Origin of the sequence: Fodinicola acaciae (assembly GCF_010993745.1) — a bacterium.
Lineage (GTDB): Bacteria > Actinomycetota > Actinomycetes > Mycobacteriales > HKI-0501 > Fodinicola > Fodinicola acaciae.
The window spans coordinates 987,850-1,012,048 of sequence record NZ_WOTN01000003.1 but is presented as its reverse complement, the minus strand read 5'-3'; the positions used below and the strand labels follow the sequence as shown (position 1 = coordinate 1,012,048).

22 protein-coding genes are annotated in these 24,199 nt (G+C 68.8%); 10 read left to right on the top strand and 12 right to left on the bottom strand.

The genetic code is table 11. The features are described from left to right. Positions 1-167 precede the first annotated feature (167 nt). The 12 genes from GNX95_RS31035 to GNX95_RS30980 form a co-directional block, all read right to left on the bottom strand. Positions 168-2,576, bottom strand: a complete 2,409-nt coding sequence (locus tag GNX95_RS31035) for a site-specific integrase (protein WP_222854060.1) — start codon at positions 2,574-2,576, stop codon at positions 168-170. A gap of 4 nt (positions 2,577-2,580) precedes the next feature. After that, the gene (locus tag GNX95_RS31030) at positions 2,581-2,910 is read right to left on the bottom strand and encodes a helix-turn-helix domain-containing protein (RefSeq protein ID WP_246281819.1); all 330 of its coding nucleotides are present in this window, start codon (positions 2,908-2,910) and stop codon (positions 2,581-2,583) included. Between the two features lie 30 nt (positions 2,911-2,940). Then, positions 2,941-4,008, bottom strand: a complete 1,068-nt coding sequence (locus tag GNX95_RS31025; RefSeq protein WP_222854177.1) for a tyrosine-type recombinase/integrase — start codon at positions 4,006-4,008, stop codon at positions 2,941-2,943. A gap of 663 nt (positions 4,009-4,671) precedes the next feature. Further along, positions 4,672-5,877, bottom strand: coding sequence for an IS110 family RNA-guided transposase (locus GNX95_RS31020; RefSeq protein ID WP_163504697.1), 1,206 nt, complete (start codon positions 5,875-5,877; stop codon positions 4,672-4,674). A gap of 305 nt (positions 5,878-6,182) precedes the next feature. Beyond that, positions 6,183-7,568 carry a DNA-methyltransferase gene (locus GNX95_RS31015; protein WP_246281818.1) on the bottom strand — a complete coding sequence of 462 codons (1,386 nt, stop codon included), beginning with the start codon at positions 7,566-7,568 and terminating at the stop codon, positions 6,183-6,185. After that, complete coding sequence (locus GNX95_RS31010; protein ID WP_246281817.1) at positions 7,565-8,542, bottom strand: adenine nucleotide alpha hydrolase family protein; 978 nt, start codon at positions 8,540-8,542, stop codon at positions 7,565-7,567. Before GNX95_RS31010 ends, GNX95_RS31015 begins: the two co-directional genes overlap by 4 nt. Positions 8,543-8,549: 7 nt before the next feature. Then, entirely contained in the window at positions 8,550-9,920 is a 1,371-nt protein-coding gene (locus GNX95_RS31005; RefSeq protein WP_163511226.1) for a hypothetical protein, read from the bottom strand. 253 nt (positions 9,921-10,173) lie between these two features. Beyond that, the gene (locus tag GNX95_RS31000) at positions 10,174-11,205 is read right to left on the bottom strand and encodes a DNA-methyltransferase (protein ID WP_246281816.1); all 1,032 of its coding nucleotides are present in this window, start codon (positions 11,203-11,205) and stop codon (positions 10,174-10,176) included. A 155-nt stretch (positions 11,206-11,360) separates the two neighbouring features. Then, positions 11,361-11,933: a hypothetical protein gene (locus GNX95_RS30995; RefSeq protein WP_163511225.1), complete on the bottom strand. Its 573-nt coding sequence runs from the start codon at positions 11,931-11,933 to the stop codon at positions 11,361-11,363. A 106-nt stretch (positions 11,934-12,039) separates the two neighbouring features. Continuing rightward, positions 12,040-12,708, bottom strand: coding sequence for a DNA cytosine methyltransferase (locus tag GNX95_RS30990; RefSeq protein WP_163511224.1), 669 nt, complete (start codon positions 12,706-12,708; stop codon positions 12,040-12,042). Further along, positions 12,627-13,208: a hypothetical protein gene (locus GNX95_RS30985; protein ID WP_163511223.1), complete on the bottom strand. Its 582-nt coding sequence runs from the start codon at positions 13,206-13,208 to the stop codon at positions 12,627-12,629. Before GNX95_RS30985 ends, GNX95_RS30990 begins: the two co-directional genes overlap by 82 nt. 106 nt (positions 13,209-13,314) lie before the next feature. Continuing rightward, on the bottom strand, positions 13,315-13,989 hold the full coding sequence (locus GNX95_RS30980; RefSeq protein ID WP_163511222.1) for a hypothetical protein: 675 nt from the start codon (positions 13,987-13,989) through the stop codon (positions 13,315-13,317). Positions 13,990-14,327: 338 nt separating this feature from the next. On the opposite strand from GNX95_RS30980, the gene GNX95_RS43910 reads away from it, so the two are divergent. The 10 genes from GNX95_RS43910 to GNX95_RS30935 all read left to right on the top strand — a co-directional run bounded on the left by GNX95_RS43910 (position 14,328) and on the right by GNX95_RS30935 (position 24,065). Next, the gene (locus tag GNX95_RS43910) at positions 14,328-14,462 is read left to right on the top strand and encodes a hypothetical protein (protein WP_281356976.1); all 135 of its coding nucleotides are present in this window, start codon (positions 14,328-14,330) and stop codon (positions 14,460-14,462) included. Positions 14,463-14,530: 68 nt separating this feature from the next. Further along, the gene (locus GNX95_RS30975) at positions 14,531-15,298 is read left to right on the top strand and encodes a hypothetical protein (protein WP_163511221.1); all 768 of its coding nucleotides are present in this window, start codon (positions 14,531-14,533) and stop codon (positions 15,296-15,298) included. A gap of 396 nt (positions 15,299-15,694) precedes the next feature. Then, positions 15,695-16,003, top strand: a complete 309-nt coding sequence (locus GNX95_RS30970; protein WP_163511220.1) for a hypothetical protein — start codon at positions 15,695-15,697, stop codon at positions 16,001-16,003. Between the two features lie 362 nt (positions 16,004-16,365). Further along, entirely contained in the window at positions 16,366-17,949 is a 1,584-nt protein-coding gene (locus tag GNX95_RS30965; protein WP_163511219.1) for a TrbL/VirB6 family protein, read from the top strand. Positions 17,950-17,955: 6 nt separating this feature from the next. Further along, entirely contained in the window at positions 17,956-18,966 is a 1,011-nt protein-coding gene (locus tag GNX95_RS30960; RefSeq protein ID WP_163511218.1) for a PrgI family protein, read from the top strand. Between the two features lie 7 nt (positions 18,967-18,973). Next, positions 18,974-20,812, top strand: a complete 1,839-nt coding sequence (locus tag GNX95_RS30955) for a VirB4 family type IV secretion system protein (protein WP_246281873.1) — start codon at positions 18,974-18,976, stop codon at positions 20,810-20,812. Positions 20,813-20,826: 14 nt separating this feature from the next. Beyond that, positions 20,827-21,078 (top strand): hypothetical protein, encoded by a 252-nt coding sequence (locus GNX95_RS30950; protein WP_163511217.1) that lies wholly within the window; start codon positions 20,827-20,829, stop codon positions 21,076-21,078. 152 nt (positions 21,079-21,230) lie between these two features. Then, on the top strand, positions 21,231-21,809 hold the full coding sequence (locus tag GNX95_RS30945) for a VUT family protein (protein WP_163511216.1): 579 nt from the start codon (positions 21,231-21,233) through the stop codon (positions 21,807-21,809). Then, on the top strand, positions 21,806-22,672 hold the full coding sequence (locus GNX95_RS30940) for a deazapurine DNA modification protein DpdA family protein (protein WP_222854059.1): 867 nt from the start codon (positions 21,806-21,808) through the stop codon (positions 22,670-22,672). The genes GNX95_RS30945 and GNX95_RS30940 overlap by 4 nt, the downstream gene beginning before the upstream one ends. A 148-nt stretch (positions 22,673-22,820) precedes the next feature. Next, the gene (locus GNX95_RS30935; RefSeq protein WP_163511215.1) at positions 22,821-24,065 is read left to right on the top strand and encodes a hypothetical protein; all 1,245 of its coding nucleotides are present in this window, start codon (positions 22,821-22,823) and stop codon (positions 24,063-24,065) included. The last annotated feature ends 134 nt before the right edge of the window (positions 24,066-24,199 follow it).

Sequence of the window (24,199 nt, the reverse complement as noted above, 5' to 3'; positions counted from 1 at the left end):
AACGTCAGCGGTTGACGCCCAGCCGCGTCCCAACGTTGCCGTCGCACTTGCCGTTGCCATCGTGATTTCCGTTGCTATCGCCCTGCGTACAGCTGGGCAGCCGGCGGCCCGCCCGCAGCTCGCCGTATTTCATGCTTCGGCCTGATTGCGGACCTGCGTTCGTGACGTCAGGGCGTTCGTTGGCTGCGCTCGGCGGCGTAGGCGGTCCAGTCGCCGGAGGCGGCGTGTTGCCAGGCGACAGCGACTTTGATGTAGATGCCGAGTATGCGGGCCAGGACTGCGGCGGGCAACTCGGTGGCCAGGGCGAACAGAGCGGTGGAGCGGTCCTGGCCGGGGTGGAGTCCGATGCGTTGGAGGCGTTGGCCGAGGCGGTGATCGCTGAGTGGCTGGCCAGGCCGTCTGCCGGGGAACAGCCAGGAATCTGTGTCCGTGTCGGTTGTTTTGATAATAGTGCTGCCCTTACGGGTCGCCACGAGTTCGCGGACAAGGACTGCGACAAGTTCGGGGAGTTGAAGGGGAACGTGGCCGAAGGACATCGTCATGGTCTGGCCGTCGTCATGGATATTGTCGGTGGTGAGCTGGGTGATGGTGGAGACACGCTGGGGGTAGAGCAGTAGGAGGAGGCCGGCGACCCGATCGGCGATGTGCAAGGTGTCGTCGTGGAGATGACGGCGGGCGTCGTCCCAGCGTTTCTCGGTGTCGTGCGGTCCAGCGGGGCCGTGCCAGCCGATCGTGCTGAGGGCCAGGCCACGGGCGTGTTTGTGGGCCACAGCCCACCGTACGAAGTGGGCGGTCTCTCCTCGACGGCTGTGACCGGCAGCTGCCCAGTCATCCAGGTTTGTCTGGGTGCAGGTGGTGAGCGCGCGGCCGTGGGTGGTGAGCCAGTCCAGAAGGTGAATGGCGGCGATGAGGTGGCAGCGGACGTTAAGCGCTTGTAGACGGGTGGTGTGCGTCCCGTCGAGGCGCTGGCGTAGCCGGCGTAGATGGTGCCAGATGCCGTAGCTGTGGAGGATTTGGCGTTCGGTGGGATCGCTGCGGGCTTGGATGGTGGCCGCGATCCAGCGCTCCAAGTCGACGAGTCGTTCGTCGCGTACGGGAAGGGCGCCGGTGGCGACCAGAACGCTGCGCAGGTGGGCCAGGGTCTTGCTTGCTGGTAACTCGTCGAGCACCTGGTGGTTGAGCGGCCGACGGTCGCGTTGCAGGGCAGTCAGCAGTCCGGCGACTTTCGGGCGCGCCAGCCAGTTGATGGCGGTGTCCGGCCGCTCCACGCGCATCAAGGCGTCGTGGAGCGGGGTGAGGCCAGCGGAGATGGCGCCGTTCTGATCGCCGAGCAGTGTTCGGGCTCGCGTGTCCAGGACACACCACGGGCATGGAGCATTGCTGAACTGCCAGGTGGTTCGGCAGGTGGGGCAGCGCCCCCAGAAGTCGGGGTCCGGATTGACGCAGCGCGCGCACAGGGGTGTGTCGAGAGTGCTCCCGCGAAGTTGGGCGTTCTGGCCGCAGCCGCCGCAGGTGACCCATTTCTTCTGGCACCCGGTGCACCATGGTTGCCCCGTGACGCGGGACGTATCGCACGAGCCAGTCCGATGACAGATCGCGCACTGCGCCATCGTCTTTGGATGGCAGCCGCGACAGCGCGGCCCGTCCACCAATCGGACGGAGACGGGCCTCCGGCGCTGACACGCTCGGCATTCCTCGTGGTTGACGGGATCACTGATCAGACAGTTCGAACACAACGGAGCGCCGTCCGGATCACGGGAGCGAGGCACCTGAACGGAGCCGCACCGTGCGCAAGCGACCGCGACATGGCGGCCGTAGCAGACGCGGCAGACCCGTTTACCGCCCACGAGATTCAACAGCGGCTTCACCTGGCGACAATGTGGACAGGCCGGCCGGACAACGGTTGTGGACCCGGCTGCGACGAGCGCGTCGATGAACCGCAGCACCGCTGGTGCGGGCGCCTCGCATCCCGCGCCGGTCAGCAGATCCGGTCGGGCGACCACGGCCCACGCCAGCTGTCGTTGGCTGGCAGAGCGAGTTGTCGCCTGATTCAACGCACCCAACACCGTCGCCGGGGCGAGCGCCGGATCCAGCCGCGTGACCAGGTCGACCAACTCGGTCAGCGGGTCACCAGTGTCGCGGCAGCGACGGCACCGCATTTCACCGTTGCGGCCCCGACTGTGGACCGGGCGTTCTTCCCCGCATCCCTCACAAACGGCGGACTTGCTCGAGCACGGCGAGCAGGACCATTGACCGCCGCGGACGCTGCTGACCCGGCGGCATGCGCGGGCACATTGAACGCACCGGGGAAGTGAAACCGTGCGTGCGCCAGCCTTGTTCAGCGCGGTCAGCAACCTGGCGACGCAGAACGGCGCCGGTGGCCGGCCCGTCGTCAGCAGCGCTGGGTTGTCTCGTAGCGCCTGGGCGAGGCGTCGTTGGCCGGCGCGCGCCCGCGCCACCGAGCAGACGATCTCCTTGACCTGGTCTGCCTCCATGCTCGGTTCAACCTCACCGACCAACCGGACAACCACACCGACGGGATCGGCGAGCACCTCGTCGACCAACTCGTTGGTCACGCCGTCACCGGTCCGTCGGCGCGATCCGAGCGCGCTTGGGTCGCAGTTCGCCGATCCTCTCCGCTGAACCGCCACCAACGACCTTCTTCTTCGGGGTGGTCGCGGTGTTGGCGTCGGCGACCGGCACGATGAGGTCGTCCATCGAGCAATCGAGGATGTCCAGCAATGCCATCAGAATTCTCAGGCTCAGCCGCTCGGGGCGTTCGGTGACGAGTCGGTAGACCTGGCTGGAAGACAAGGTGATGTCTCGCTCCGCGAGTGGAGCGAGCAAGTCGGTGGTTTGAAACATCTCCCGCGTCGCCATGACCTGACGCAAATGCCAGCGGTAGTCCAACTTCTGGCCTATCAACGGTGTCTCCTGTCGTCAGTCAGTTGGTACCAGGGCTGGCGCGATCGCCTTACGCAGCGCCGCGTTCATGAAGTCGTCTGACACGTGCGTGTAGATCGCGGTCGAACTGTCGCACTCGTGCCCGACCTGGACCTGAAGGAACCTCCGGTCCACCCCGTCCTCGGTGTTGTGCGAGACATACCCGTGACGAAAGCTATGGGGAACAAGGATTTTCGGCAGCCCTAACGCATCCCGATACGACTCGAACCGAGCGTTGATCTCCGGTGGCCGTACCCTCCCGCCGCGTTCGGTCACCCACAACGCCGGATGGTCCGGGTAGCCGAAGCGTGGACGGATGTTCTCCACGTAGTCGCTCACCGCCTCGACCGCCCAAGCGAACATCGACAGCACGTTCCGCCGACGAGGTGGTTGACCGCGCTTTGCCTTGCCGTAGCGGACATGCAACATCCCGTACCGGCCGAATTGCGGCGCCTCCGGGTTGCGTCCCCAGTCGTGAACGTCCAAGCGGGCCGTCTCGGTTCTCCGCAGGCCCCAGCCGTACATCACCTTGAACAAGGTGACGTCCCGGTAGGCGGCCAACACGCCCTTGCGTTTCGCCCGTACCGCACGATCCACTTGGTCGTCGGCGTAGTCGAAGAACCGCTGCAACTCCTCACGTGTGAACGGACGCGCCTCCGGATTTCCCTCGTAGGTTTGTAAATGGGCTATCGAGTTCCACTCGTGCACAATCGGGATCGGATGCACCCCGGTACCGAACTCCCGCTCACAAGCCGAAACCCAGCCATAACGCGCATTGTCCGTAAGGAACTCGGTAAACAGCTGCACACTGTTCTGGTAAGCACGGATTGTCGATGGCGCCAAATGGCGTTCGCTCGTCATCCACAACGACCATTCGTCCACATGCGCGGCGGTCCACTGCCATGGGTACTCGTTCGTAAATCCCATGAACCGGCGCACTACTCGCTCCCGCACCGCGGTGGTGTCCTGCCGCAGCCCTCGCGCGGCCTGCTGGGCGCGCCACCCGCGCAGCATCGCCTCGACCATGGCGTCCTCCGGACGCAACTGAACGACACCCGACACCATCTCCAGGTGCGCCGCACCCGCCAGATCGACCTGCCGCACCCCACTCCCAACCGCGCCCGGATAGTGGGCTGATCATGCATCAAACGGGATCGAGTTGCCATACGTGCAGATCAATGAGCGTGTCGCAGCGGGTCAGGTGATAGGTTCGAGCCCGCGCTCGCCACCAGGCAATCAGCGCTATCGCGCCCATCTGATGCAATTCCCGAGAGTTGTCAGACCCTCCTGCCACGATCTCGATATGCGCCTCGTACCCGCCGGCCAGCTGGAACCGGGAATGCGTCTGAGCCTCGGCCCGGCAATAGTCAGCCGGCAACTACTCACATCGAGTCAACGCGTCGTGGTCCTGCTCGACACTGGATCGCGGGTCGAATTTGATCCCGACAAGCTTGTGGAGATCGGCCAACGGCAGTCTCCGGAAACCCCACCGAACCACTAGCGACGAGCGGGTCGGCGAGGATAGCAATCTGCTCCCGCAGGCCGATGTCCTAGCCGGTAGCGCCGTCGGGCAGGTCGATACCCAAGAGGCGTCGGATCGGGGCCGTGGGCACCCGGTAGCCGTCACCGACCGGAATGACCGGGACCGGGAAAGCGTCGGCCCGGACGAGGGCGTACGTCGTGGTGCGGCTCAGGCTCAGGGCGCGGGGGGGTGTCCCTATGAATTTGTCAAGCCGCCGTAGCGACTGTGGCTGGTTGGGGGTGCCGGAACTGGGTTTTGTTGCGGAGCATGGCGTAGAGGACGTCGCAGCGTCGGCGGGCGAGGCAGATGAGGGCGGCGTTGTGTTTCTTGCCTTCGGCGCGTTTGCGGTCGTAGTAGGCGCGGCTGATGGGGTCGTGCAGGGCGGCGAACGCGGAAAGGAAGAACGCGCGCTTGAGCTTGCGGTTACCGCTTCGAGCGGGGTGTTCGCCCTTGATAGAGGAGCCCGAGGCGCGGGTGACTGGGGCGATGCCGGCGTAGGCGGCCAGGTGCGCGGAGGAGGCGAACGCCGAGGCGTCACCGATTTCCAGGAGGATGCGGGCGGCGGTCCTGACCGCGATGCCAGGCATCGAGGTCAGGACCGCGGCAAGAGGGTGTGCATCGAGAATCTCCTCGACCTCGTGTTTGACCTGTTCGCGTTGCGCCAGAACGGTTTTCAGGCTGTCAGCCAGGCGGGGCAGCACGGTGTCGGCGGCGGTGGTGCCGGGAACAATGACGGTCTGTTCGTCCAGCGCGGCCCAGATCGCGGTGACGAGTTTCTCGCCGATGCGGGGCGCGTGGGTGGTGGCGATCGCGGTCAGCGTGCGTCGTCCGGCCCTGCGAATGCCGGTGGGGCCGCCGCACCGGGACAGGATTTCCAGGACCGCCGGGTGCGCGATCTTCGGTCCGATCGCGCCTTCCAGGGCGGGGTGGATGCCGGTCAGCAGGCCGCGGATGCGGTTGCCGATGCGGGTGGCCTCGCCGGCCAGATCGTCATCGAATCCGACCAGGACTTCCAGTTCGGCCAGCGTGTCGTCGCCGACGTCGACCTGTCGCAGCGTGTGCGGCAGGGATCGGGCGGCGTCGGCGATGATGAACGCGTCGCGGGCGTCGGTCTTGGCGTGGCCGGGATACAGATCCGCGATACGGCGCATGGCCAGGCCGGGCAGATACGCCACCTGGTGCCCGCAGGCGCGGGCGACCGCCACCGGCAGGGCGCCGATGGTGGCGGGCTGATCCACCACGACCAGCAACCGGCCATGTCGGGCGAGTTTGTCGAACACCGCCCGCAGCTTGGGTTCACTGTTGGGCAGCGGCGCATCGTGCAGCCGCTTACCAGCCGGGTCCAGACCAACGGCGTGGTGTTCTCCTTTGCCGACGTCCAAGCCGAGGAACACGCCATATTCGCTGTTCATCCACCGTGTCTTTCGTCGCGTCGCAGGCGGTCGCCAGTCAGGCATCGACGGCCGGCACCCACGTTACGACGAGACCTACCCGACGGCGGCCGTGTCCCTATCAGCGGTCCCTCGATGCCACCAGGCTCGGTGACACCACCCCCCGGATCATGCGAACGACTGGGGACGTTAGTCATGCCGAACCTGGCGACCACAACTCCCTTGATCAGGAGCCACGAAAAAGGTAACGGGGGCAGGCTGATGACCGCGGGTAGGTCGCGGACCTCATCGTGACTGAGTGGGCGTTGCGAGGCGGCGGCCATCGGCTACTCCTTCCGAGCGTGGGCGGTGGGTGGGGACGTTGCGTTGGTTCGGCGCAGGCGATTCCGGATCAGTGGCAGGTAGTCGGCGTTCTGTTCGATGCCGATACAGCGGCGGTTCTCGGCGCGAGCGGCCTCCAAGGTGGTGCCGGAGCCGGCGAACGGATCCAGCAGCACACCGTGCTCGGGGGTGACGAGCCGGATGAGCCAGCGGGTGAGGTCCAACGGCTTGACGGTCGGATGCTGAACGCCGTTCACGGCGGGCCGTTCGCGGCGGCCGGCCTTGGGATGCCAATGGAATGCCGGAAAGAACCTGGATGCTCCGCCTCGGGTCGCGCCCCGGGCGGGTCTGCAGTCGGGTTGACCGGTGAAGTCGCCATACACGTGTCGGAAGACCGGCGCGTGGCGCCGGATCGGATTGGCGCCGCTGATTCGCGTACCGCTTTCGGTGTCCAGGATCGCGACGGGGCAGCCCGGCACACAGGTTTCCTCACCGCAGTCCGGAGCATGGGTGAGGACGACGTTGGGTGGCCAGCGGCCGGCCGTTGTCCGTCCGGCGTACTGGCTCGTTTCGTCGGTTGATTGCCAGCGGCCGGTGGCGTTGACGGTGGCGCCTGGGTTGCGGCGCCGAACGGTGTAGTCGCGTGGGTGGGCGTCGTCGGCGTGGACGCGGCAGGCGTCGATGTTGATCGGCCCGGTGCCGTAGGCGCGAACGGTGTCCGCGACGGTTCCCCAAACAGGTTTGCGGGCAACCAGGATGGGTTCGAACGCCGGCTTTAGTCCAGTTCCCCATCCTTTCCACCGCGCCGCCTCTTGGCCAGCGTTGTCGGCGCTGTCGGCGCTGTCGGCGTGGTGGGTGCGCAGGGCGCGCGGGATGTCGAGGGATTTCGGAAAGCCTTGCCCGTACATCCAGGCGATGCTGTCCCGGAGTTGGAAGCCGGCGTCTTCGATCGCGACGGCGAGTCGGTGCCAGGTCCGCGGGCTGCCGAAGGCGACCAGATGACCACCTGGCCGCAGGACGCGAAAGAGTTCGGACGCCCAGGCACGGCACCAGGTTTCGTACGCGCGCAGGTCACCGTTGGTGGCGCGGTTCCATTCCGGCGTCCGGCAGGCGCATCGGCCTTTCCCGTGTTCGCGTCGACCGCAACCCCGACAGGTCCGGTTCCGGCCGTCGCGGTAGCTGGCCAGGGTGGGTTGTTGGTGGCGTCCGCGGAAGCTGGTGGTGTGCAGGGACGCGTCCCAGGAGGAGTCCCATTCCTTGCCCATGAACCCGAGCCCGTACGGCGGGTCGGTCACCACCGCTTGCACCGAATCCGCTTCGAGATCGGGCAGCAGTTGGAGGCAATCACCGTGCCAGAGCGCAACGTGCGCATCCTCGTACACCGCGCTCACGCCGCCTCCTCGGGGTTGTCGACGGCTTCGGCGGTGGCGCCGGACGGGCATCCCCACGGCGAACACCCACCGCCCTCGGACTCCGCTCCATCACGGGCGGCGCGTCGGAGCTCGAGGTTGGCCTCGCTGAGCGGCCGGCAAGACGAGTGCAGGTAGTAGCTGCCGCGCAGGGGTTGTCCGCGACGGTTGGCCGAGGGATGCCCGTGCCGGATCGCGGCATCGAAATCCACCGCGTCGGCCCACCCTTGCGGATCGGTGTCGCGCAGGTGGCGCCATTCGGCCTGGCTGTGGAACGGGCACCCGACACACGCCGAACGTGGCGTATCTCCGAAGCCATGCTCGGTGAGGTAGGCGCGGCAATCCTCGCGTCGCCACCGCATATCCAGGAGCGGGAAAACGTGGCGTAGATAGCGCACGTCCGCGTCTTTCGCGCGGTGAATTTCATCGAGGGAGATGCCGATCGCCTGTTGGGCGTACACCCCGTCCGGCACCCGCGTCGGATGCGGGTACCCAAGCAACCGGCGGGCCGCCGCTTTCAGCGGCGAAATCTTGTATTGCCCCGTACATTGGCGGCGCCCAAGACCTTTGGAGCCATCGGGATTGCGCACGTGCAAAGGCATCGAGGCGAATCGCCGGTCGGGGTTGAGTGCGTCGGCGCGGATGTTGCCGGCGGTGACCCGGTGGACCGGGATGCCATGCAGCGCGGCGTACGCGGACAGCCGGGCCAAGTGACGGTACACCACGGTCGGTTCCCAGCCGGTGTCGGCGAACAGCGCGTAGTCGAACCGGGGGATATCGCCGTGGCAGGACAACAGAAGCAGCGTCGTGCTCTGCACCCCCGCACCCAAGGACAGCAGTCTCAGCGCCGGTGCTGTCGCGTCGTTCCCACGGTGCTCGTCGATTTCGGCGTCAATGGTGTCGAGGTCGACCGTGTCGGGCTTACCGGAGTCCGGTGAGTCGATGTTCGTCGGCATGGCGACCTCACGCCGGGATCGTGACGGAGAGGGTGGCGGGGTGCGACGGTCGTGCCGCGCTGGTGCCGATGAAGGCGATGGCGCCGCGCCAACTGCACGTCAACGTGGCGGTGGTTGTCGTCGGTGGCACGGGGGCGAGGAGGCGGACGAGTTCGGTGCCGACCGTAACCTGCTGCGCCACGATGCCGCGTTGGGATCCAGTTGTGATGGTGAACGCGTTGGGCGCGAACTGAGGGATGCCGATGCCGGAATCGGTGCTGGAGTCGGTGATCGTGATGGCGAGCCAGGTGGATCCGGGTGGGGCGTATCCGCGGTCGCGGTCAAAGGGTGTGAGCGCCGCCTGGGCGGCGGTGAGGTGGAAGCGGATGGTGTTGCCGCTGCGGACGTTGGTGAGCGCGCCGGTCAGCTGGTCGCCCAGGATGGCGTGGTTGCGGCGGCGGTAGATCGGCGTGAACTCGGGTTCGGTGACGCGCTCGCCGGTGCGCAGGTTGAGCCGTTGCGCGCAGCCTTGGTCGTTGATTTCCAGGTAGGCCGGAGTGTTGATCGGCACCGAGACCACCAACGTCGCGCCGCCCAGGATGGGGGAGCCGTTGACGGTCGGCAATGGGTGTCGGGTGGCACCGGCGATCACGGCGCCGCCGACGGTCGGCGGGGGCTGGTTGGCGAGCTGCCCGGGTGGCGTGTCGGTGGACACGACAGTGGCGAAGGCGGGTGTGGGCGCCCATTGCAGGAACAGGAATTGTTCGCCGGCGGCGGCGCTGTGAGCGTCGGGTCCCCGGCCGTACGCGGCGGCGGTGCCAACGGCGGCGACCTTCGCGGCGATGCTGGGGCCAAGCAGCAGGCCGTCGCCGGTCGGTGCCTTCATCGGGATACCGGTGAGGTCGGCCGCGCTGATGTATTTCATGTCGCCGGGCTCGTCAGACGGTGGACGTGGCGCGGGAAGGTTCGCGCCGTCGTCCGGCTGCGCTCCGTCGGGCCGCGCCAGCGTGAGCCCGGCCGGTCGAGGCCGGGGCGGGAAGTCCGGGGCGGCCGGGTGAAGGTCGCCGGAGCCGACGACGCGTACGGGCATCCTCGCCCACAGGTCGTTGCGGGCCGTTCCGTACATGAGAACCGGGCCACACAGTAGCGCGTCCCCCGCCTCGCTGTGGTCTGCCGCGGCGAAGGTGAGAAAGCATCGCGAGGATCGATTGATCGCGGCACCGGCAGCGTGGGCAGCGCGTCGAAAGGTGGAGTCGGCGTCCTGGATCAGGTGCGCGATCTGTTCCCTGCTGAGGGTGTGACCTGTGATCGTGACCTTGTCGGGAACACTGGTCGCGCATCCGGCGGCGACCGCCACAGTGACCGCTGAGGTGACAAGCACGGCGGCGAGAGCTGCCATTCTCCGTACGTTGTTACCGGCCTTCTTACCGGCTTTGTGAGTCGTATGGGACGGCCGGACCGCGTAACTCGGCGTCATCCGGCCGCGGTCGATTACGGGTTTAGTCATGAGACTCTCCGAGGGAATGCGCGAGCGAGTGCCAAGCGCTGGCCGGGAGGCCAGAAGATCCGCCGACGCGGACGGGCTCGTCTGCGTGTGTACGCGCGTGAGTAGGTTCTGTGCGGCGCGGTGCGCCTAGCCCGTCAGCGTTGCGTCAGGAGCCGTATTCGTCAGCGTCGGCGCCGGCGGTGCCGCTGCCGTCCTGCGAGTCGATCAGGCGCCTGATAGATAGCTCAAGGTAGTGGGGATTGAGATCGATGCCGATGTAGCGGCGACCGGATTCGATGGCCGCGACACCGGTGGTGCCCGAGCCATGGAACGGATCGAGCACGACGCCTTCGGGTGGGCAGCCGGCGGCGATAGCGCGGCGGGGAATGTCGATCGGGTACGGCGCGCAGTGGGTGTCGCGGCTGGACTGCGAAGGGATGGACCAGACGCTGCCGGGGTTTCTGCCGCCGGGATGTCCGTACGGCTGCCGTGGGTCAGGCAGGAACGAGTGGTATCGGTGGCGGGGCGGTAGAAGCGGGTTGTCCGCGCGATATTTGTGGCCACGCCTCCGTGCATCGGGCCGCGGATCGTCCGGGTGACGGGTGACCGTTGGGGCGGCGTGCGGAACGCGGATCGCGTCCAGGTTGAAGTAATACCGCGGCTGTTTGGTCAGCATCAGGATGTATTCATGGACCAGCGCCGGCCGGTCGATAACGGACTCGGGCATAGCGTTTGGTTTGTGCCAGATGGTGGCGCTGCGCAGCCACCAGCCGTCGGCCTGCAACGCCAACGCCAACCGCCACGGGATGCCGATGAGGTTCTTTTTCGCGACCAGTTTCGGGCGCCGCGCCGATGCGCCGGAGGGCGTGTGGGGATGGATGCGATACCGGTGGGTGGTGTCACCGCGACCAGTCGGCGAGGAGATGTACCCGTCGCCGATAACGATCCATGCCGTCCCTCGGTCAGAGAGGGTGCGACGCGCTTGAGCGAAGACCGCAACCAGGTTCGCGACGTAGTTCTCGGCGGTGGATTCCAGACCGTACTGGCCGCAGGTGCCGTAATCGCGGAGGCCGAAGTACGGCGGGCTTGTGACGATGCAATCCACAGATGCGGCCGGCAGATGGGCGAGCACTGTGTGCGCGTCGCCGGCGTAGAGGGCGACACCGGGGCGCTGCCAATGCGGCATCGAGAGGGTCACTGTTCAGGCTCACTTTCCCGCCGTACGGCGGCGGATCAAAGAGGAAGAGAAGGAGCACGCCAGGACGGACCGCACTCGGGTGGCTGATCGAGTCGGTACGCCGGCAGCCGTGTCGTTGGGATCGCGCAGTCGCCGCGGCGGCGTTGAACCGGTGGTCAGACAGCGCCTGTGGCCAGAGGGTGGTTCGCAACGCAACGGGGCTCGTCGAGGGCGGTGAGCAGGATCCGAAGGGCGTGCTCGACCTGACGGGGAACGGCGCTGTTGCCAAGCAGACGCAGCTGCGCCGCGCGCGGTAGATCGGCGCCAGTGATGTGGCCGGGCGGCAGTCCCATAAGCCATTCGACGAAGACGGTGGCCAGACGCGGCATACCGCTCGGACCGGGGCCTGTCGGGTCGGGAGCGGGCCGGCCGATGGTGTGTTCCCACCGGCGGATGGCGATCTCGTACGGCCCCCAGATGGACGGCGCGAATCGGTCGGGTTGCCAGTACGCCAAGGTGCGTGCCGGACCGTCCTGCCGAAGGTCGGTCAACCCGGATCGTGTGGCGGCACGGCGAACGTCTTCGCGGTGAATGGAAGTCTGGCCGGTCCGGTCGGAGCGTCGGCACAGGCACGGTTTCTCACCGTTGACGCGCGCCGCGATCTCGACGGCGGGTGGTGCGAAGTGGCAGCGCCACACGTCGGTCAGATTGACCTGTAGCCGCGGCCGATGCGACTGCCGTTCGGTCACGCATCGGCCGCCACACACCTCCGCATCGACTGCCTGCGGGGTGGGCAGGTACCGGTGTCCGACGTGTCCACGCAGCGGCCCAAGCGACCCTCTCGCCGCGTCGCTGTCACCGCGATTCGGCGGCTGAGTAGGGAGGCGTTGTGCGGGTGGCGAGGAGGAAGAGTCGGTCGCGGTGATGGGCGGCGCCGACAGCGGATGCGCGTAGGCATGTCCATGCCGTGTCGTACCCGAGCGCGGCCAGATCCGCTTGGAGGCGGTCGAGTCCCCGGGACCGGAGAGCGGCGACATTCTCCAGCACGACGCGGCGTGGTCGAAGGTGGCGAATCGCCTCGGCGACGCTGGTCCAGAGGCCACTGCGTGTCCCTTCGGTGACGCCGGTGCGGTAGCCGGCGTTGCTGGTGTCCTGGCACGGGAAGCCGGCGGTGAGCACATCCACCGGCGGCACGTGGGGCCAGTCGACGGTGGTGATGTCACCGAGGTTCGCCACGTCGGGGAAGCGCCGCGCCAGCAGCGCGGTGGCGTAGCGGTCGGGGTCGGCGTACCAGACGAGTTGCCCGCCAAGAACGGCTTGGACGCCGATGTCCAAGCCACCCGCACCGGTGCATAACGATCCGATTCTCGGACCTCCGGCTGGCCGCGGGATGGCCGATTCGGTTCGGCGATCATGACCGGTGGTGGCGCCTGGTCGGTGGGTCACGCCGCGGCGTCGTTCGCGCCGCCGGCGGGGTGCGGATAGTGGCCATCGGCGGAACCAGGCCGCCACCAGCGCGGCCATATGTGGTGCTCGGCGAGAGTGGCGACCGCTGGCGACGGGACGGGGCCGGGGGCGAGATACCCGTAGGTCGCCTGGTGCCGGTCGAGGTCGATGCGCTGCCACTGCCAACGGGCCGACCTCAGTGCCGAGTGGTATCCGATCCGGGCCACCAGACGCTGGTATCCAAGGGCGTGAACGGCCTGTCGAACCGCGCCGTACAGCACGAGAGCGGCGTGGTGGGAATCGACGTACGTATCGGCCAGCTCGACGGTCACCATGTCGCTGGCGCCGGCCAGCGGCGCGGCGATCGCAATGGCGCTCGGACGCGCGTGGAACGATGCCTCGGGTGGGATGCGGTGGCGCGGCAACGGCTGGTCGTCAGCGACGGCGAAGACCGCGAGCGCGACCGTGGCGTCCCGATCGTTGGGGCGGCGGACACGGTACCGATGGCCGGCCTGCGGCGGGTCGGCGAGCCAGGCGCGGGCGTCGCGGACGGACAGGGGTACGAGGGCGAAACTCACGGCGATCTTCCCTTCAGCGGCAGCGGCCAGGCGAGCGCGCGACGTCGTACGGACGGCGCTCGGCGAGACGACCTGGTGATGTGGTGCGCAGGTGTTGCTCGGTGAGTTAGGCGGCGCGCGGCGAACTGGACCGGCGGCCGGCAAGCTGGCGGCGCGTGCTGATCGCCAGCACCGTTCCGGTCGGAATTGGGGCGCGGGCTCCGATGGCGCGGCCGGGACGTCCGACGGGATTGTCGGCGGGCAGGTGGAGCGTGGCGAGGTGTCCTTCGGGGCGCAGGATGGCGTGGATCGCGTCCAGGAGTCCGTCCCGCTCGTACGGATTAGCGCGAGCCGTGGTCGCCACCGCTAACGCGGCGCGGCCGGAGGGTCGAGCCAGCGATTCGATGAGCACCCGGGCTGTCTTCTCCGGGCGCACCGTGCTGACCGACATGAGGGCGCGACGCGGCAAGATCAGCGCGGTTTCGCGCAGCCGGCACAGCTCGTTCAGGTGCGCCTCGCTGCCGGCCAGGTTGACGCTGCGGCGTCCGAGTCGACTAGCTGCGACGGCGATGACGGGCAGCCCGTCGAGGTTGACCACGAGGTCGCCGGGCGCACTGTAGAGGCGCACCAGCTCCTCGGCCCAGCCGATGCGAATCGGCACACTCCGCGTCGGCCGATCCGACCGCGTACGCGCCGCCCGCGTTGCGGGATCAGCATCGGTGTCGGGATCCATCACCGGGGCAGCGGACGGTGCAATGGAGGGCGCGGCTGAGGTCGCGGAGTAGGCGAAGTCGAAGGTCATGGCGGCCTGCTTTCGTCGGCGCGAGGGCGCATCAGAGTGAGGAAATGCCGTCACCCAACAAATGCGTGTCTGAGCCCGAAAATGGCGAAGCGCTCACCGAGATTTCGTCGGCCTATTTCGCGAACGGTCATGGCGACGGCGGGCCATGCCAGCGTCGCCGAAGAGCGTCCCGAACTGTGGTCGCGATCACAATCGCTGAAACGGTGTACGCGGACCGTCGCGCACGGCCTGAGCCGCCACGCGGAGGTGTACTCGCCGCGTACGCGCCCGCTGACCTGCGATTTCACGGTTTCTGGTGGTGGACAGTCGCGCTGTCGGCGTCGCGGTATCCGGCGCTGATGACGAGGCGATCGCCGGTCGCGTACGCGCGGTTGTACTCGTGGCGTACTCGCGGCGAAGGCGGTCGTACGCGGCGGCTACTCGTCGCGTACGCGGAACGTACGCGGGGCCGTGGCGTCCTGGACGGGTCCTGATCACCACCGCCTGAACGAGCCGGCATTCCGGCCGAGGCGGTCCCCGTCCTTTTCGAGGTGGATACGCCATGCCCACGTCCGATCCGCAGCACCACAGCGGCACTCCCGCCGAGCCCGCCCGGATGAATTCGGCGGCGTCGTTGTTGGACGAGATCAGCCGCTCGTTCACGCTTTTGACGGCCGGCCCGCAGCCGTTGGCGATCGACGGTCGAGAGGTTGGTTTTGGGCTGCCGCCGCGGCCGATTCCACTCACGGAAATGCTGGCGATCCTGCTTCACCCGTCCTGCTCGCCAGAGGCTCGCGATGCGGTGTGGGAGCGCGTCGTTCGGTCCGCGCAGACCGGGGATCCGCAGTGGATGCTCGGCGCTGCCGGGTTGGCGCTGCCGGGCTTGCGAACGATGGCGGCGGGACTCGCACGTGGCCATCAAGGCTCGACCGCCGACCTGGATGCCGAGCTGGTCGCCGGGTTCGTCGAGCATCTGCGATCGATCGATCCCGATGCAGGAGATCTGTGTGGCCGGCTGTGTTGGCGCGCCTTCCAGCGGGCGCTGCGGGCCAAGACCCGGGATCAACAGCACGCGCATCGGCGCGCTGATCTGCCGGCCTCAGCCAGCCCGCAGCTGCCGTGGGGACACCCCGACCTGGTGCTGATCCGCGCGGTGCAAGCGGGGGTCATCACCGCCGACGAAGCGGAGCTGATCAGTCGGACGCGGCTGGGTGGCGACCACGTCACCACGGTCGCGAAGGAGCAGCGAATCAACCGCCGCACGTTGGCGTCGAGGCGGGAGACAGCGGAGGCGCGACTGGTCGCGGCGATCCGAAACGGCGACCTGTGACCACCCAGTCGCGAGGGCCGCTTCGCCATTTTCGCGATTTCGGACGCATTCGTATGGGTGAGGGGAACATCCGCCCACCCGTACGGCGATGCGGATGCCGCCCCTACTCCCCGGAGGCCGGACGCGGCCTGATCGCTCCGGTCTTCGGGGACCTCCAACCACTCGCGCCACGCCGCCGCTCGATACGACTCGGGCCGGGTGAGCCGGCGCGCTCCTGGCCCGCTTCGCGCCGCTGTCGACCGCCGGTAGGTGACCATGCCCTGCGCCGCCCCCACCCCACCCACTCTCGCGCCCCAGTCTCCCTCCACGATCCGGTCGGCGATGCCGCCTTCGACACCACGGCGTATACCCACCCGCGCGGCACCGCGGCGCGGTCGTCGTGCCCTCCGAGCGACGGTGGTCGCGGCCATCGCTGTGGCGGTGGTGGCCTTGGCAGCTACGCCGGTTCTCGCCGCCACCGTCGGGCAACCGCTGGCCGCCGCGCCCTCGGTGGCCGCAGTCATCGTCCGCATCAAGGTGTGGCTCATCGGCCTTGCCGTCGGAGTCTGGGGCGCCATGTTCGTGTACGGCGCGTTGCTGTATTCGGCCTCTGGCGTCGGGCAGAAAGATCTCGGCAAACGCACCATGCGCGACGCCTGCATCGGGTTCATGCTCACCATGTCGGCGCCGCTGGTGCTCACCATCGTGCAGGGATTCGTGAGCTGATGGCCGCCGTCCCCGCCGTCGGTCCCGGCCGCGCGTACCGCCCCCGGCTGCGCACTCTTGCCATCACCGCGAGGGTCGCGCTGGTCGTACTGGTGACCCTCGCCGGCGTGGTTGTGGTCGCCGGGCTGGTGGTGGGGATGATGCCATCTCGACCGGCATCCGCCGCGCCGTGCCTGCCACCGGTGCAGACCTGCCCGCCAGACCCGCCGGCGCCGAGTCCGTCAGTCTCGGCGCCGGGCGGATCAGCGTGCGGCCCGACGATTCCACCACCGGCCTGTCAAACCACCACCCCGCCGCCACGTCGCCCCACTCCGACACCGACACCGACTGACGAACCCCCGCAGGACCCCGGACACAACCCGGTGACCAGCTGGATCACCGACGCGATCGCCGGGTGGATGGCCAGCATCATCGGCCCAGCACTCACCCCGCTGCTGACCGTGCTGGGCCAGACCGCCTTGGCTACACCAGACCCAACCCTGCAGCCACGGGTCCACGAGTTGTGGGATGCCAGTCGGATCGCAGCCAATCTCGCCTACGGCCTGCTGATCATCATCGGCGGCCTCCTCATCATGACCCGCGAGAGCGTGCAATCCCGGATCGGTATACGCGAAATCGCGCCCCGCCTCGTGCTCGGCTTCGTGACCGCCAACATCTCCGCCACCCTCATCTCCACCGCCATAGGTTTCGCCAACGAACTGACCGCCGCCATCGCCGGACAAGGCGTGAATCCGGCCGCCGCCACCGCCGCGCTCAAGCAAATAATCGGCAACCAACTCCAAGGCTTCAGCGGCCTCGGCACCCTCGGCGGGTTCCTCCAACTCGCCCTGTTGATCATGGCCCTGTTGGTGCTGGTGACGTTCATCGTGCGGATGGTCGCCATCATGCTGCTCACCATCGCCGCACCGTTGGCGCTGGCCTGCCACGCGCTACCGCAGACCGAGAAGATCGCCGCCACCTGGTGGCGCGTCTTCGCCGCTTGCCTGGCCACGCAACTCGGCCAAGCGCTGTGCCTGGTGGTGTTCCTGCGGGTGTATTTGTCCCCGGCCGGCGGGACCGTCTTCGGGCTGCCGGCCTCAACTGCGGGGTGGGTCAACGCACTCGTCGCCGCCTGCCTGCTGTGGGTACTGATCAAGATGCCGTTCTGGGCCCAACGCGCCGCATTCCACGGTGCCGGCCACCGCCGCTCCCGGCTCGTGGGGATCGTGAAAACCCTCATCATCGCCAAAACCCTCGGCGCCCTCGGGATCACCAGGTACGGCGCAAAAGCCGCCGGAGCGAAGCGGGCCGGCCGAGCAGGCGCCAGCACCGCGCGCGCTGCCCGCGCCACCAGTGCCGGCGCCGCAGGGAAACGCGCGACCGCTCGCACCGACCGAGCCGGCGGACGGACCCGTTCAGCGGGAGTCGCGGCTGGTGCAGCACGGCCGGCCGGCCCGCCGACGCCTGCGACGTTCTCGTCGGCTCCGATCGGCCAGGTGCCGTTGTCGGCACCGCAAGGCACGCCGACCGCAGCCACCTTCAGCCACGCCGCAGGGGGAACCTCCGGGCAGTCGACGAAGCCTCGGGTCGCATCGACACGACCGACCGCGCCCACGTTCTCCAGCGGCCCGAGCCGCCCAGGTTCGACACCATCGGCCTCGCGGGCCTCCTCGACGACCAACGGACGGCGACCGGCGCCACCGGTGTTCAGCTCCGCCCCTCCGCTTCCCCAGGCGCCGGGACCGGCGCACGCGAAGACGAGCCCGACGGCGCCACGCTTCAGTGATTCGCCAGCGCGGCAGGTCTCGCCGCCGCCCCGGCCCGGATACGCCGCACCACCGGTGTTCTCCGACGCCCCACCACCCACGCCAGCCCGGCGACGGGCCACCCGTCCCACCGGACCACCCGCCGCCTACAACCCCGACCCGCCCCCATCCGATCCGCCCACGAGCCCTTCCGGGAGGTGACCACCGATGAGCCAACCCGACCCGTACGGCAGCACCCGCCTTCCAGCCGATGTGGACCGCCCCGACACGCTCATGTTCGGACTGACCGGCCGCCAACTCGCGGTCCTGGCGATCGCCGGGATGGGGCTGTGGGGGCTATGGATGCTCGCCTCCAGGCACCTGCCGATGTGGCTACTCGGTGGGATCACACTTCCCGCCGGCGCCGCCGCTCTCGCGCTGGTCGTCGGTCGCCGCGACGGCCTGACCCTGGACCAGTGGCTGCTGGCAGCCGCCCGACACCGGCTGCGGCGTCGCCATCTCACCCCGGCGGGCAGCACGCCCTCGGAAGCAGCGCCGGGCTGGGTGAATGTCGCCCAACACTCTGACTCGGCAGGCGTACGGCCGGCAGCTGCCGGGCTACTGCGGATGCCGGTACGAGATGTCGCCGACGCCGGCGTGATCGATCTCGGCCGCGACGGGTACGCGATCATCACCGCCGCATCCACCGTCAACTTCCAGCTGCGCACCGCGGCCGAGCAGGACGGGTTGGTGGCCGGGTTCGCCGGCTGGCTGAACGCGCTCGACGCGCCAGCGCAGATCGTGGTGCGTACCCACCGGCTCGACCTGGCCGGTGTCGCCGACCGCATCGAGGCCACCGCGCCGGCGCTCGCGCACCCGGCGTTGGAGGCCGCGGCGCGTGGCCACGCCACGTTCGTCCGGGAGTTGGCGCAGCGGCACGAGTTACTGCACCGCGGCGTCCTGGTCGCCGTTCGCCAACCAGGCACCGGTCCGGCCGCCGCCGCCCGTGTCACGCACACCGCCGCCCGCACTGCCAGCGCGCTGGCCGGGTGCGAAGTCACCGCCCAGGTATTGGACGGAGCGCGGGCGGCGCGGGTGATCGCCGAGGCCGCCGACCCCTACCGGCCGTACCAGGACGGGACCGACAACAGCGCTGGATACGCGAGTGCCGACGCCATCATCACCGCCGCAACCGGGCCAGCGGCGTGCGCGTCGCCTCCGGCGGCTTACAGGAGGTGAGCCCGTGATGCTGCGCGACCTGCTACTACATGGCCGACGCCTGGCCAGCAACACGATCGACGACGCCTCAAAGGCCGGGGAAGAGGCAGGGGGTCGGCTCGCGCCGGACGGGATTACTGTCGCCGCCCGGCATGTGCGCGCCGGCCACGGATATGCCGCCGTGCTCGCGGTCACGGGCTATCCCGCGGAGGTCGGCGCCGGCTGGCTGGAGCCACTGGCCGCGTTTCCCGCCCACCTGGACGTGACGCTGCACATCGACCCGATCGATGCGGCCACCGCCGCGCGTCAACTGAAGAAACAGCGGGAGAAGTTCGAAGCCAACCGGCGCTATGCCGCTGACCACGGGCACCTCGACGATCCCGAGATCGAGGCCGCCGCCACTGACGCCGCTGACCTCGCTCACCGGCTCGCCCGCGGTCAGGATCGGCTGTTCCGGCTCGGCCTCTACCTCACCGTCCATGCGACCACCGTCGAGCAGCTGGAACAGGACGTGGCCGAGGTGACCGCGCTGGCCGAGTCCCTCCTGCTGCGCGCCACTCCCACCACGTGGCGTGCTCTGGCCGGTTGGACCTCTACCCTCCCGGTCGCGGTCGACCACCTCCGTCTGACCCGCACGATGGACACGTCCGCGTTGGCATCGGCGATGCCGTTCACGTCGCCGGACCTGCCGGCGCCGGATCCGACCCGGCCGACCGACCTCGGCCATGGGGTGCTGTACGGCACAAACCTGTCCTCGCCGGGTGTCGTGGTGTGGGACCGGTGGCGGCAGGACAACGCCAACATGGTCGTCCTCGGTCGCAGCGGCGCCGGCAAGTCCTACCTGACCAAGCTGGATTTGTTGCGGCACCTGTATCAGGACGCCGATGCCACCGTCATCGACCCGGAGGACGAGTACGTCGACCTCGCCGGCATGGTCGGCGGCATCACCATCGCGCTCGGACAGCGCGGCGTGCACCTCAACCCGTTCGATCTCCCCGCACCGACACCGGACACCGACGGGTTGACCGAACAGGTGCTGTTCCTGCACACCCTGATCAACACCCTGCTGCGCCAGCCCTTGACGGCCGCCGAGTCCGCCGTTCTCGACACGGCGATCATGGCCACCTACCGGGCGGCCGGGATCAACAGCGACCCGCGCACCTGGCGCCGCCCCGCGCCGCTGATGGCCGACCTCGCCACCGCCCTGCGCGAGCAGGGCGGCGCGGTCGGCGACATCGGCGCCGAGTTGGCCGAACGGCTCGCGCCGTACGTCACCGGCAGCCATTCGATGCTGTTCGCCGGCCCGACCACCGCGCGCGCCGGCGGGCATCTGACCGTCTACTCGCTGCGCCGGCTGCCGCCCGAGCTGCATGCCGCCGGCACCCTGCTAGTGCTGGACGCGGTCTGGCGCACCATCACCGACCGGCAGCGTGGCCGGCGGCACCTGGTGTACGTCGACGAAGCCTGGACCTTGCTCCGCGACGGCCACGGCGCCCAATTCCTGTACCGCCTGGCGAAATCCATTCGCAAGAACAACGGGGCACTGACCGTCACCACTCAGGACGTGGACGACGTGTTGCAGTCCGATCTCGGCAAGGCCGTCCTCAACAACGCGTCCACGCACGTCCTGCTCGGGCAGGCGCCCCAGGCGCTGGACGCCATCACCGCCGCGTTTCGGCTGACTGCCGGCGAACGCAGCTTCCTGGCCACCGCCCAACGCGGCCACGCGCTCCTGATCGCCGGGCGCCACCGCGTCGGCGTCCACGCCCTCGCCTCGCCCGAGGAACAGGCCGTCATCCGGACTGACCCGGAGTTCAGGAATCCCGACCAACCGTCAGTGCCACCGACCATCCGTCGGCCCCGCTGAGAGAGGAATCCGCCATGCCCACCACTCCCATCTCGTCTCTCCCGACGACGCCGCAGCCGTCGACCACTCCCGCCCCGTCCTCGCCGTCGCGCGATCCCTACAGCGGCTGGTACGTCCTTGCGGCTGTGGCCGGCACCATCACCACCGTCGTGCTGCTGGCCGTCGGGTTCTTCCTGGTTATCCGACTGCTGCCGTATCTGGCGCTCGGCGCGTATCTGCCGTGGATCGGCTTCCCGAGGTTCCCCGGATTTTCCTACATCCGCTGAGTCGTCGCAGTCCCCAGTCGATCGGTGGTGGCGCAGACCCATGCGCGACACCACCACCGATCTCCGTGTAGCCAGCCAGTCCCCCTATCCCCGCCGCCTGCCTCGTGGACCCATCCCACGGGTCGTCACGCCCACCTGTGGAGACCACCGCCATGCCTTCGTACGCCGCCCTGCCAGCTGCCGGTGCATCGACCGCCCGGATCCGTACGAGCAGCGGTGTCGTTGCCGCGGTCGGATATGCCGCGGCGGTCGTGGCAGCCAATTCCCTCACCGCTTGGTGCGGGGCGGTGCCGATCGGGTTCGGGTTGACCGCGCCCGCCGGCGTCTACGCCGTCGGCGTCCTGCTGGTGCTGCGCAATCTCGTCCAGCGCGCATTCGGCACCTGTGGCACCTGGACGGTCATGGCCGCCGGCGCTGCGTTGTCGTACGCGACCGCCGGACCGACCATCGCCACCGCCAGCGCCGCAGCGTTCGTCCTCGCCGAAGGAGCAGCCTTCGCCGTGTACGCACGGCTGGCCGGCCGCCGGCGCACGATCGGTGCACTGCTCGCCGTCGCGACGGGCGGCGTCGTCGACAGCGTTGTGTTTGTCGGGGCTGCGTTTGGAACCTGGAATCTGCTGCCAGGTCAACTGCTCGGCAAGGCGCTCGGTGCGATCACGGCCGCGCTTGTTCTGGACTTGGGGCAGCGGGTGCTGGCGACCGTGGTCGAGTATCGGATCCGGCGCGGATGAGGTTCTACCTGGGAACGCATCATCCGCACTGGCTGCGCACTCTCACCGTGCCGTTGTTCGTTTCCGACCGGCGGCTGCGCCGCTACCGGACTCTCCCGGTCGCGGCCGGGCCATGGGCGTTGGACTCCGGCGGGTTCACGGAACTGTCTACCTACGGCGGCTGGCACCAGGTCAGCCCACGCGCGTACGCCGACCGAGTTCGCCGCTACGCCGCCGACATCGGGAAGCTGCAATGGGCCGCGCCGCAGGACTGGATGGTCGAACCGCAGGTCCTCGCGGCCACCGGTTTGACGGTCGCAGAGCACCAACGCCGTACCGTGGCCAACTACCTCCAACTCAGTGAACTCGCGCCGGACCTGCCGTTCATCCCCGTACTACAAGGCTGGGCGGCCAGCGACTACCTGGACTGCATCCAACGGTACGAAGACGCCGGCGTGAACCTGACTGCCGTCCCGGTCGTTGGTGTCGGATCGGTCTGCCGCCGGCAAGGCACCACGGAGGCCGCCGCGATCTTCGACGCCATCCGTACGCGGATACCGACGGTCCGGTTGCACGGATTCGGCGTCAAGACCACCGGCCTCGCGCGGTACGGCCATGAACTCGCAAGCAGCGACAGTCTCGCCTGGTCTCTGTCTGCTCGTCGCCGGCCACCGTTGACGGGTTGTCGCGGGCACGCCAGTTGCGCCAACTGCGTCCGGTACGCGCTGCGCTGGCGTACCGAGCTGCTCGGCTCCCTCCTGGCCACGGCCACCGACCACCGTTTCGGGACACCGCACGGACGTCGCGACGGTTCTCGCCGAACCGGCACCAGGGGCGGTCTTCGCTCACCGCTGCATCGCTCGACCACCAGGCCGTCGGCATAGGTCCCGGCGGCGGGCCGATGTGAGGTGCGCGGTTTGCCGCCTTCTTCTCAGCCGTTGCTGCCTTTCCCGAAAGCAGGGTCGTCTCATGTGGACGGTTGTTGTCGCACCGTTGTCACCGTTTGATTGCGTCCGCGCATGGATGGAGGCGATGGCGACCGGGCAGGCCGTGACCTGTGGCTGGTCGCCGGCGGAAATCGACCTTCGCGTGCTGTGGCCTGTGGCCGTCCTGGTGGTGGCCGGTGCGCTGCTGTGGACAATCGTTCGCGCCCTGGCGGCCGGCCGCGCGCGGCGGCGCGCTCGGTGGGTACAGATCACCTTCCCGGAAGGGCTCGGTGCCCGGCAGGTGACCGGACTTTGGCGTCTGCTCGGGGGAATTCTTCCCGCCGCGCGGTGGTGGCGTTTGCGTCCCGGGCATCTGGTGGTGGAGTTGTGGGCGTACGGGGATCAGGTGCGGTGTGGCCTGTGGCTGCCGCCGGCGGTCCATGTCGAGCCGACGATGCGGGCGATCGTACGGGCCTGGCCGGGCGCACACGTTCGTGTCACCGATCCGCCGGATCTGCCGACCGGCCGCCAGGTGGTCGGGCGGCGGTTGCGATATCGGGAATCCGGTTTCGATGCCGTCCGTGATGACACTCGCCTTGACCCCGCGGCCATGCCAGGCCGGCAGCCGGCTCGTATTGAGGACGCGCACGCGGTCTTGGACGCGCTTACCACCGCCGGCCATTCCGGCGTCGCCGTACTTCAACTCGTCGTAGCCCGGCCGACCACGAGCAGGTTGAACGCTCTACGCGCCGCTGCCGCGGGAGAACGAGCCGGTACGCCGCTGCTGGGCGCGGTCGGGAGGGTGCCGCTGATCATGCTGCAGCTCGCGGTCGAGGTGGTCATCGACCTGCTCAGTCCTGGCCCGGCCCGCGACGCTGCCCGCGGACGAGCTGGCGACGACCACGCCGCTGGTGGCGCGGCGGTGGTCGATCCGGCGCTGGTGCGTACGGCGCGGGCGAAACTCGCTGCGGCGCCGCATTTTCTCGTCGACATCCGGACGACGGTCGCCGCGCGGAGTCGTGGAACGGCATCGACGTTCGTCGCGGACATCAGCCGCGGCTACGCGGCGCTCACGCACGCCGTGATCCCGATCCCGTGGTGGCCCGCGGCACGCGCGACTGCTCGCCGGCCGGCGCCCGGCCGGTGGGCGATTCTGGCGACCGCGGCCGAAACCGCCGCGCTCACCCCGATCCCCACTGAACCGGCCCTCTATGGAATGCCGACCGCGTCCGGGCGGCATCGGCCGGCTACCACCGGCCTATGGAGCCCGGCGGCCGGGACGTGGAGCGACCCGACGGAAGCGGCCGGTGGCCGGGTCAACGCGGAGAAGGAAGGACCAACGATCCCGTGACCGATGATCCCGCGCCCGATCCTGCGCCGAGCCCGCGCCCGGCCATTCCACGCCCTCGCTTGGCGACCGCCGAGACCGGCGAGCAGGCGCCATCGGATCGTCGCCGGCTGCACCTCGTACCGCCACAGCAGCGC

Excerpts from the sequence above, each read along its gene's own strand:
- GNX95_RS31025 (WP_222854177.1), bottom strand. The coding sequence starts at position 4,008 with ATGGTGTCGGGTGTCGTTCAGTTGCGTCCGGAGGACGCCATGGTCGAG.
- GNX95_RS31020 (WP_163504697.1), bottom strand. The coding sequence starts at position 5,877 with ATGAACAGCGAATATGGCGTGTTCCTCGGCTTGGACGTCGGCAAAGGA.
- GNX95_RS31010 (WP_246281817.1), bottom strand. The coding sequence starts at position 8,542 with ATGCCGACGAACATCGACTCACCGGACTCCGGTAAGCCCGACACGGTC.
- GNX95_RS31005 (WP_163511226.1), bottom strand. The coding sequence starts at position 9,920 with ATGGCAGCTCTCGCCGCCGTGCTTGTCACCTCAGCGGTCACTGTGGCG.
- GNX95_RS30990 (WP_163511224.1), bottom strand. The coding sequence starts at position 12,708 with ATGGCCGCGCTGGTGGCGGCCTGGTTCCGCCGATGGCCACTATCCGCA.
- GNX95_RS30980 (WP_163511222.1), bottom strand. The coding sequence starts at position 13,989 with ATGACCTTCGACTTCGCCTACTCCGCGACCTCAGCCGCGCCCTCCATT.
- GNX95_RS43910 (WP_281356976.1), top strand. The coding sequence starts at position 14,328 with ATGACGAGGCGATCGCCGGTCGCGTACGCGCGGTTGTACTCGTGGCGT.
- GNX95_RS30975 (WP_163511221.1), top strand. The coding sequence starts at position 14,531 with ATGCCCACGTCCGATCCGCAGCACCACAGCGGCACTCCCGCCGAGCCC.
- GNX95_RS30960 (WP_163511218.1), top strand. The coding sequence starts at position 17,956 with ATGAGCCAACCCGACCCGTACGGCAGCACCCGCCTTCCAGCCGATGTG.
- GNX95_RS30955 (WP_246281873.1), top strand. The coding sequence starts at position 18,974 with ATGCTGCGCGACCTGCTACTACATGGCCGACGCCTGGCCAGCAACACG.
- GNX95_RS30950 (WP_163511217.1), top strand. The coding sequence starts at position 20,827 with ATGCCCACCACTCCCATCTCGTCTCTCCCGACGACGCCGCAGCCGTCG.
- GNX95_RS30945 (WP_163511216.1), top strand. The coding sequence starts at position 21,231 with ATGCCTTCGTACGCCGCCCTGCCAGCTGCCGGTGCATCGACCGCCCGG.
- GNX95_RS30940 (WP_222854059.1), top strand. The coding sequence starts at position 21,806 with ATGAGGTTCTACCTGGGAACGCATCATCCGCACTGGCTGCGCACTCTC.
- GNX95_RS30935 (WP_163511215.1), top strand. The coding sequence starts at position 22,821 with ATGGCGACCGGGCAGGCCGTGACCTGTGGCTGGTCGCCGGCGGAAATC.